Below are 5637 nucleotides of genomic sequence, written 5' to 3' on the forward strand. Positions count from 1 at the left end.
TCGAGCTGTACATCGAGCCGTGGAACGCCGGGTCGATCCGGACCGCCGAGCGCGCCGGCTACGCCCGTGAGGGGCTGCTGCGGAGCCGTCAGGCGATCGGCGGCGTCCGTCGGGACATGCTGCTGTACGCGAACATTCGCGTTTGATAATTTCCGGAAGTTTCGGAGTCACTCCTCAATCGACTCACGGTGATCAGGTGACCGATTCCGAGGGTTCTCGTTGAAGATCGCTCCCCAGCAGTGCAAATGGCGATCGATTGCCCGCTCTCAAGATCGAAATATTCCGATACTTCTCCGAAACTTATTGACACGTTCCAGGGCGCGGTCCACGATGGTCCCTATCGAGAGATAGAAGCCTCTCGATCCGACCTGTCCTTCCCGCAGGCCGGACAAACCCTTCCGAGGAGTACGGATGTCCGAGCACAACCCGCCCCCCAGCCTCTTCAGCCGCCGCAACCTCCTGCTCGGCGGCACGAGCGCGCTCGCGATCGGCGCCACCGGCCTGTTCCTGCCCGGCACGGCCCAGGCCCAGCAGGTCGTCAACACCAACCAGACCGGCACGCACGACGGGTACTACTACTCGTTCTGGACCGACACCCAGGGCGCGGCCTCGATGACCCTCGGCGCGGGCGGGAACTACAGCAGTTCCTGGAACGGCGTCAACAACTGGGTCGGCGGCAAGGGCTGGGCCAACGGCGGCCGCCGCGCCGTCCAGTACTCCGGCAGCTTCAACTCCCCCGGCAACGGCTACCTCGCCCTCTACGGCTGGACCGCGAACCCCCTCGTCGAGTACTACATCGTCGAGAACTACGGCACCTACCGCCCCGGCGGGAACGACCGCCGCGGCACCGTCACGGACGACGGCGGCACGTACGACATCTACAAGACCACCCGCTACAACCAGCCGTCCGTGGAGGGCACCAAGACCTTCGACCAGTACTGGAGCGTCCGCCAGTCCAAGCGCACCGGCGGCACCATCAACACCGGCACCCACTTCGACGCGTGGGCGCGCGCGGGCCTGAACCTCGGGTCCTTCAACTACTACATGGTCCTGGCGACCGAGGGCTACCAGTCCAGCGGCAGCTCCAACATCACGATCGGCACCACCGGCGGCGGCGGCGGGGGCGGCGGCACCTGCACCGCGACGCTCTCGGCCGGCCAGCGCTGGAGCGACCGCTACAACCTCAACGTGACCGTCTCGGGGAAGAGCGACTGGCGCACCACGCTGAACATCCCCTCGCCCGCGAAGGTCATCGCGACCTGGAACTGCAACGCCTCCTACCCGACCGCGCAGCAGCTCGTCGCCACCCCGAACGGCAGCGGCAACACCTTCGGCCTCACCATCCAGGCCAACGGCAACTGGAACTGGCCGACCGTCGCCTGCGGCTAGCCCGATGACGAGGCCCCAGCACCCCTGCGGCCGGGGCCTCCCACCGGTTGTTCAGCCTTGGGCCGCAAGCCGTTCGCCCGCGAAGCGCGGTGTGCGCGCTTCGCGGGCGGCGGCTCAGACCTGCGGGCGGGGGCGGTCGAGGATCGCCGTGCTGAACGGGGCGAGCTCGAGGATGCCTTCGGCGCCGAGGTCGACCGCGGCCGCAGTCGGGTTGAGGTTCTGGACGAAGACATGGTCCGTCTGACCGTCCGTGCGGACCTGGGCGGTCACGCCGGCGGGCAGGTCGGCCGCGAGGGCGCGCTCGACGCCGGTGGAGGCGACGAGGCCGCGGTAGAAGTCGTCGAGGAAGTCCTCGCCGGTGCGGGTCGCGATGAAGTAGGCCTGGCCCTCACCGCGGGCGTTGACGGTGAGCGCGGGGCTGCCGGCGTAGAAGTCCGCGCCGTAGGTGCCGAGGACCTCGGCGGTCTCGGCGTGCACGAGCTCGCACAGGTCGAACGCCTCGTAGCTGCGGCCGTCCCATTCGAGGGCGTTGCGGTCGTCCTCGTAGAGCGCGTCGATCTCCTCGCACCACACGCCGAGCGTGTCGCGCAGCGGGCCGGGGAAGCCGCCCAGGAAGGTGCGGTCGTTCTCGTCCACATAGCCCGTCGCGTAGCTCGCCACGAACGTGCCGCCGCGGCGCACGAACGCGTCCACCGCCTCGGCCACGCCGGGGCGGAGCATGTGGAGCATCGGCGCGACGAGGACCTTGTAGCGGTCGAGGTAGCCGGGCTCTGCGATGAGCGAGGAGTCGATGACGTCGGTCGGGACGCCCTGCTCCCAGAAGGCCTTGTAGTGGTCGACCACGGTGCGGTGGTAGCCGGTCTTCTGCTGCAGCATCCCCTTCATGTCGTCCAGGGCCCACCGGTTGTGCCAGTCGAAGACGACCGCGACCTCCGCCGGGGTGTCCGTGCCGACCACGGCGTCGAGCTCGGCGAGGCGCGCGCCCACCTCGGCCACGTCCCGGAAGACGCGGGTGTTCTCGGTGCCCTCGTGGTCGACGACCGCGCCGTGGAACTTCTCGGAGCCGCCGCGGCCCTTGCGGAACTGGAAGTACTGCACGGTGTCCGAGCCGTGCGCGACGGCCTGGAGCGACTGCAGCAGGTGCACGCCCGGGCGGTGGAGCTTCGCGACCGGCCGCCAGTTCGTGGCCGAGGGCGAGGACTCCATGAGCATGAACGGCTTGCCCTTGAGGCTGCGCGTCAGGTCGTGGTGGAAGGCGGCCTCGGCCCCGGTGCGCACGTCGCGCTCGGTGCCCGACCACTGCGGGTAGGAGTCCCACGAGACCACGTCGAGGACCTGCGCGAGGCGGAAGTAGTCGATGCCCGGGTAGGTGCCCATGAGGTTCGTCGTGCACGGCACGTCCGGGGTGATCGCCTTGAGCGGCGCGGCCTCGTGCAGGTAGAAGTCCACGAACTGCTCGGTCGTGAACCGCATCCAGTCCAGGTGCAGGCCGTGGATGTCCTGCTCGCCGCGCCAGTGCGTGCTCGGCGACTCGATGTGGGACCAGTCCGAGTAGGTCTTGGCCCAGAACGCGGTCCACCACGCCTCGTTGAGCTCGTCGAGGCTGCCGTATTTGTCCTGCAGGAACGCGCGGAAGCGCTCCTGGCACAGGTCGCAGTGGCACTCGCCGCCGTACTCGTTGGAGAGGTGCCAGACGCCGAGGGCCGGGTGCTTCCCGTACCGCTCGGCCAGCGCGGTGTTGATCGCGAGGGTCTTCTCGCGGTAGACCGGCGAGGTGAGGCAGTGGTTGTGGCGGCCGCCGTGGCGGTTCTTGGAGCGGTCCCCGTTGACGCGCAGGACCTCGGGGTAGCGGTGGCTCATCCAGCCGGGGCGCGCGCCGGAGGGGGTGGCGAGGACGGCGCTGATCCCGTTCTCCGCCATGAGGTCCATGATCTCGTCGAGCCAGCCGAATTCGTACCGGCCCTCTTCCGGCTCCAGTGCGGCCCAGGCGAAGATGCCGACGGAGAGGGTGTTGATCCCGGCGAGCCGGGCGAGGCGCATGTCCTCCTTCCAGGTCGCTTCCTTCGACTTGAGCCACTGGTCGGGGTTGTAGTCGCCGCCGTGCAGCAGGTGGGGCACACCCTTGACGATCGGGGCGTGGCGGACGATCTTCCTGGTCACGACTGGACTGCTCCTTGGTTCGACGCGCAGATTTACCGGTACAACCTACGGTGCGGGCAGGGCGTTGTCAATCGGTAACCACCGGCCCCGCCGACCGCCGGTGGCGCTCCTCGACGCCCTGCGCGACCTCGCGAAACGCTTGCAGCACATGGCGGACCGCGAGCCGCTCGGCCTTGTCCGGGCGGACCATCGCCGAGAGGTGCCGGCGGGACGGGATGCCGGTGAGCTCGCGCAGGACGAGCCCGCCCCCGGTCGGGGTCGTGAAGCGCGGCAGGACGGCCAGGCGGCGGCTCCCGGCCACCAGCGACTCGACGAGCCGGTTGTCCCGCAGCCGCTGCACGACGTTCATGGGGACGCCGGTGAACCGCTCGACCGACTCCACGACCGAGTCGAACGGGTAGCCCTTCGGCACGCCGATCCACTCCCACTCGAGCAGGTCCTCCGGCCGCACCGTCTCCCGCTCCGCCAGCGGATGGTCGGCGGCCATCGCGATGTCGAGCGGCTCGAGTGCCAAGGGCACCACGGTCAGCGTGCCCGCGCCGCTCGGCCGGGCCGTGGTGAAGCTGTGCGCGATCACGATGTCGCTGTCCACCGCGAGGTCCGCGAACTCGACCTCGGCGATGTCGAAATCGCTGCACTGCAACGAGATCGCCGTGGACTCGAGGCGGCGCATCACGTCCGCGAACAGGAACGTGGCGGCGCTCGGCAGGGCCGCCACGGTGACGACGCCGCTCGGCTCGCCCCGGAACCGGTCCCACCGCGCCTGCACCTGCGCGATCGCGGCCGCGATGTCCGCGCCGCCCTCGGCCAGGAGACGCCCGGCCTCGGTCAGGCGCAGGCCGCGTCCCGAGGGCTCCACGAGCGCCATCCCGAACTCGCGTCCTGCGATCTTCAACTGCTGCGAGACCGCCGAGGGCGTGCGGTGCGTGGCCTTGGCGACAGCGGTCACACTGCCGCGCAAGGCCAGTTCGCGGAGCAGTTCCAGGTGGCGCACGTCTATGAAGCGATACTACAAGAACCCTGTAGCACATTTCAATTGTGCTTTACAGTTGTGGCGCGCATGATGGGCCCATGCCGTTCCGCCACGTCCTCGCCGCCCTGGCCGTCGCCCTCATGTGGGGCCTCAACTTCATCGCCATCGACGCCTCGCTCGCCCACTTCCCGCCGATGTTCCTCGTCGCCCTGCGGTTCGCGCTCATCGCCGTCCCCACCGTGCTGCTCGTCCCCCGACCGGACGTGCCGCTGCGCTGGCTCGTCGGCTACGGCCTCGGCTTCGGCACCGTCCAGTTCGCGTTCCTCTACTGGGGCTTGGCGACCGGGATGCCCGTCGGCCTCGCCTCGCTCGTGCTCCAGGCCTCCGGGCCGTTCACGATGATCCTCGGCGCGACCTTCCTGCGCGAACGCGTGAGCGGCCGCCAGATTCTCGGCATCCTCGTCGCCGTCGGCGGCTTCACCCTCGTCGGCTGGCAGCGCGCCGAGCAGGCCAGCGCGATCCCGTTCCTGCTCACACTGGCGGGCGCGCTCGGCTGGGCCATCGGCAACATCTGCAACCGGCAGGCCAAGGCCGCCAACCCGTTCCACCTCACGCTGTGGATGAGCGCGGTGCCGCCGGTGCCGATGCTGGCGCTGGCGCTCGTCGTGGAGGGTCCGGCGCGGATCGGGGATTCGCTGACGAGCTGGGACGAGCCGACCGCGGTCGGGGCGGTCGTCGGACTGCTCTACACCGTCGTGATCGGCACGATCGCGGGGTCGGGGCTGTGGACATGGCTCATGGCGCGCCACCGCGCCGGGGTCGTGGCGCCGTTCTCGATGCTGGTCCCGGTCGTGGGCATGACGGCGGCCTGGATCCTGTTGGGCGAGCGCGTGTCGCCCATGGCGGCGATCGGCGGCGTCCTCGTCGTGGGCGGGGTGCTGCTGGGCAGCGTCACGCTCGGCCGGACGGCCCGCGAGCCGCAGCGCAGGCCCGAGCCGGCGCCGGAGCCCGCCTCGGCTTGATCGTACGAATCGCGTCGGGGGGGGGGGGGGGGGGGGGGGGGGGGGGGGGGGGCGGGGGGGGGGGGGGGGGGGGGGGGGGGGGGGGGCGGGGGC

The 5637-nt window shown here is 70.2% G+C and carries 4 protein-coding genes; 2 read left to right on the forward strand and 2 right to left on the reverse strand.

The features are described from left to right. Positions 1-411 precede the first annotated feature (411 nt). Positions 412-1389 (forward strand): glycoside hydrolase family 11 protein, encoded by a 978-nt coding sequence (locus O2L01_RS25510; protein WP_270119545.1) that lies wholly within the window; start codon positions 412-414, stop codon positions 1387-1389. A 114-nt stretch (positions 1390-1503) separates the two neighbouring features. On the opposite strand, the gene O2L01_RS25515 is transcribed toward O2L01_RS25510, so the two are convergent. Next, complete coding sequence (locus O2L01_RS25515) at positions 1504-3549, reverse strand: beta-galactosidase (protein ID WP_270124868.1); 2046 nt, start codon at positions 3547-3549, stop codon at positions 1504-1506. A gap of 67 nt (positions 3550-3616) precedes the next feature. Beyond that, positions 3617-4549 (reverse strand): LysR family transcriptional regulator, encoded by a 933-nt coding sequence (locus tag O2L01_RS25520; protein ID WP_344469075.1) that lies wholly within the window; start codon positions 4547-4549, stop codon positions 3617-3619. Positions 4550-4620: 71 nt separating this feature from the next. Here O2L01_RS25520 and O2L01_RS25525 point away from each other — a divergent pair, with 71 nt between their 5' ends. Next, positions 4621-5544, forward strand: a complete 924-nt coding sequence (locus tag O2L01_RS25525; RefSeq protein WP_270124870.1) for an EamA family transporter — start codon at positions 4621-4623, stop codon at positions 5542-5544. Positions 5545-5637 lie beyond the last annotated feature (93 nt).

This window comes from Glycomyces lechevalierae, from assembly GCF_027622945.1.
GTDB classification, from domain to species: Bacteria; Actinomycetota; Actinomycetes; order Mycobacteriales; family Micromonosporaceae; genus Glycomyces; species Glycomyces rutgersensis.